Genomic DNA, 3,434 nt, shown 5'->3' on the forward strand with positions numbered 1-3,434 from the left:
AATTGCAGCACCTGTAATTAATTTTGTCCAATCAGGAGCGGCACCATCTCCTATGGTTTCTCCCACTGCATCCACAAGTGCATCAGCAATAACTTTAGCTAAACCTTTACTTGCTGCAGATAAAAAGACTTTGGCCGCTTCTTCAGGAGTGCCTCCTAAGCTACCACTTAAGTCAGCAGGTAATTGAATACCGTCAATTTTTGCCATATTTAACACTCTACTTTCATTTGATGTTTTTAGTCTATCTGACTGACATAAAAATAACATTTGGATCGACTATCAATATGTTCTTTAATTAATTCTTCATTTTTTTATTTATTAAATGCTAGTTACTAAACGGTAAACAACGGAAATTGTCGGGAGTTTTATTAAGCCTCTTTACAAAAGTCGGAAAATAACGGATAATGTCGGAAGGTAAAGCTTAAAATTCTAAAATAATCAGATAGGAACACTCAAGAGGTTTTCAAAGAGATTGATAATCTTGTTTTTCGTCAAACAGTAAAACACATTTACACCCTACAACTAGGCATTTTACAAAGTGTTTTTAATGGACAAAAATATGCAAAAATAGCAGAAGAGTATAAATGTTCTGAAGGTCATGCTAGAGATAAAGCCTATGAACTTTGGCACATTCTCTCAGAAGCATTAGGCGAAGATTTAAACAAATCAAATGTTCGATCAGCAATTGAAAGATTAATAATTACTAATAGTAGCAATAACTTGGTTAATTCTGGACAAATTGAAAAACTTAATTTTTGTCCCAACTCCCCTCAATATCCTGAAAACTTAGCCATGGATAATTCTGATATAATTGAAACCGAAAACTTGTTGATTGAAGAAAAATTAAAAGAAGCAAAACTAGAAACCGTTCCCAGACTGGTGCAAGTAGGGCTAACTGCTGAACAAATTGCTCAAGCCCTCGATTTACCTTTGTCATTAATTTTAGAAACTTTAAGGTAATTTCTTAATGGATAGCACAATAGTTTTTTTTCAAAATCTCACAAAGAATCGAGGCAATGTTATCCTTAATGTCTCTCGGCTTATTAGTTTATAATCTCGGTCAGGGAGAACTGAGAAATAGCTTACAGCCCTTCTCATAAAGATGAAGTATAATTTAATCTGGTATCAACGACCGAAAACTGGCTAATGTTAACCATTCCAGCGTTCCCCAACTACCTCATCACTAGGTAAAAATTCCCAAGCAGTGCCGCTCAAAACCCTTTAATTCTGAAGATAATCCTAAGATTTACCCCGAAAAAGAGCCAGAAAGGTGAGGATAGCTAGGATGGAAGTGAAAAGCAATTTTGACTCGAAATTATCCCAAGGGATCGATCGCATTTAACGAAACCCTTACCCCAACAGCATAAGACAAGAGAAGGACTTACTAAGGAGAAACCCAGCCATGAAAATCGGCGTAATCAAAGAAAGTGACCAAGGCGAGGCGCGGGTGGCGCTAGTGCCGGATACCGTCGCCCGTTTAGTCAAGGCGGGATTTGAGGTAATTGTCCAAAATGGGGCGGGAATTAGCGCTAACTTTGCCGATAGTGCCTATAGTGCCGTGGGAGCCGCCCTGAGCGAAAACAGCGAATATATCTATGAAACTGCCGATATTATTCTCAAAGTCGTCCCTCCTAGCGATAGCGAGATCGATCGCCTCAAAAATGGTGGTATCCTCCTCGGCTTTCTCGATCCCCTGCGTCAACCCCGGCGCATTGCCAAATTAGCCGAGCGCGGGATCACCGCTTTGAGTATGGAATTAATTCCCCGCAGTAGTCGCGCCCAGAGTATGGATGCCCTCTCCTCTCAGGCTAACCTCGCCGGTTACAAAGCGGTACTCCTCGCCGCCGTTGAGCTGCCGAAAATGTTCCCGATGATGACTACCGCCGCCGGGACGATCGCCCCAGCCAAAGTGCTGGTATTGGGGGCAGGAGTTGCCGGATTGCAAGCTTGCGCTACCGCCCGCCGTTTGGGGGCAGTGGTGGAGGCTTTTGATATTCGTCCCCAAGTCAAAGAAGAAGTGCAGAGTGTCGGGGCGAAATTTATTGAAATGCCCCTAGAAGAAGATACCGTCGCCGATAACGGTTACGCCAAAGAGGTTTCTCTTAGCACACAGGAGCGCATTTGTCAAGCCTTGGCCGAACCAATTAAGCGGGCTGATGTGGTGATCACCACCGCCCAAGTACCGGGGAAACAGGCCCCCCTGCTAGTCACCAAAGAAATGATCGCCACCATGAAACCGGGGTCGGTAATCGTTGATTTAGCGGCGGAACAGGGCGGAAATTGCGCCTACACCCAACCGGGACGAGAAATAATCGAAAATGGTGTAAAAATCGTCGGAGCCGTTAATCTTCCTGCCACAGTGGCCACCAATGCCAGCCAGATGTACGCCAAAAACCTGCAAATGCTGCTACAGCTTTTAGTCAGCAAAGACGGCAGTTTAAACCTCGATTTTGCCGATGACATCATTGATAGTGCCTGTGTCACCCACGCCGGCGAAATCCGCAACCAACGCATTAAATCCGCCCTCAGTGAACAGTTATCAGCTTTTTAGCTATCAGGATTCAGGATTCAGGAGGCAGGAGTCGGTCGTCAGGAGGCAGCTTTATTCTCCCCACACCCCACACCCCACACCCCACACCCCACACCCCACACCCCACACCCTATCCCCTATTTCTTTAACCAATGACTGCCCAACTTTTAACCGCTTTAGTGGTATTTGTCCTCGCTTCCTTTGTCGGTTTCGAGGTAATCAATAAAGTCCCTCCCACTCTCCATACACCCCTGATGTCGGGAGCGAATGCAATTTCAGGTATCGCCGTTGTCGGTGCGCTCCTCATCGCCGGAGGCACGGATTGGCACGAATTAACCGTAATTTTAGGGTTAATTGCCGTTATTTTGGCGATGGTTAACGTGGTCGGTGGTTTTGTCGTTACCGATCGAATGCTGCAAATGTTCAAGAAAAAAGAGGCTAAATCATGAATAATGCCCTTATCACAGGGATCGAGTTGTCCTATCTACTTGCCGCCATTTTATTTATCATCGGTCTTAAACAATTATCTTCCCCCGCTACCGCCCGTCAAGGCAATTTTCTGGCTGCCATCGGGATGCTAATCGCCATTATTGCCACCTTAATCAATCAAGAAATCCTCAGCTATGGTTTAATCGCCGTGGCGTTAGTGATTGGCTCGATTATCGGCCTAGTTTCGGCGCAAAAAGTCCCGATGACAGCTATGCCCCAAATGGTGGGGATTTTTAACGGTTTAGGCGGTGCTGCCAGTGCTTTAATTGCCATTGGCGAATACTGGCGTTTACTGCAAAGTGGTGAAAATATTGCCTTTGACTCGATACTGATCGCTATTTTGGGTATATTGATCGGCGGTGTCACTTTTACCGGTAGTGTCCTCGCTTTTGCCAAATTACAGGAATTAATCAGT

General features: G+C 44.7%; 5 protein-coding genes and 1 pseudogene. 5 read left to right on the top strand and 1 reads right to left on the bottom strand.

The features are described from left to right. Nucleotides 1–207 (bottom strand): annotated as a pseudogene (locus PX481_RS14565) (hypothetical protein); the annotation flags it as partial. Nucleotides 208–471: 264 nt separating this feature from the next. Between PX481_RS14565 and PX481_RS14570 the strand changes: the two are divergent. The 5 genes from PX481_RS14570 to PX481_RS14590 form a co-directional block, all read left to right on the top strand. Further along, a complete protein-coding gene (locus tag PX481_RS14570) occupies nt 472–960 on the top strand; it encodes a helix-turn-helix domain-containing protein (RefSeq protein WP_288055987.1) in 489 nt (162 codons plus the stop codon). A gap of 442 nt (nt 961–1,402) precedes the next feature. Continuing rightward, nucleotides 1,403–2,551: a Re/Si-specific NAD(P)(+) transhydrogenase subunit alpha gene (locus tag PX481_RS14575; protein WP_002757687.1), complete on the top strand. Its 1,149-nt coding sequence runs from the start codon at nt 1,403–1,405 to the stop codon at nt 2,549–2,551. Then, on the top strand, nt 2,529–2,756 hold the full coding sequence (locus PX481_RS14580; RefSeq protein ID WP_071824980.1) for a hypothetical protein: 228 nt from the start codon (nt 2,529–2,531) through the stop codon (nt 2,754–2,756). Before PX481_RS14575 ends, PX481_RS14580 begins: the two co-directional genes overlap by 23 nt. Then, nucleotides 2,683–2,979 carry an NAD(P) transhydrogenase subunit alpha part 2 gene (locus tag PX481_RS14585; RefSeq protein WP_002733247.1) on the top strand — a complete coding sequence of 99 codons (297 nt, stop codon included), beginning with the start codon at nt 2,683–2,685 and terminating at the stop codon, nt 2,977–2,979. The genes PX481_RS14580 and PX481_RS14585 overlap by 74 nt, the downstream gene beginning before the upstream one ends. Next, a partial coding sequence (locus PX481_RS14590) for an NAD(P)(+) transhydrogenase (Re/Si-specific) subunit beta (protein ID WP_288094823.1) occupies nt 2,976–3,434 on the top strand: 459 nt, incomplete at its 3' end. The genes PX481_RS14585 and PX481_RS14590, both read left to right, overlap by 4 nt.

The sequence above is a fragment of the Microcystis sp. M53603_WE2 genome, from assembly GCF_030065435.1.

Coding starts and splice junctions, on each gene's coding strand:
- PX481_RS14575 (WP_002757687.1), top strand. CDS start 1,403: ATGAAAATCGGCGTAATCAAAGAAAGTGACCAAGGCGAGGCGCGGGTG.
- PX481_RS14585 (WP_002733247.1), top strand. CDS start 2,683: ATGACTGCCCAACTTTTAACCGCTTTAGTGGTATTTGTCCTCGCTTCC.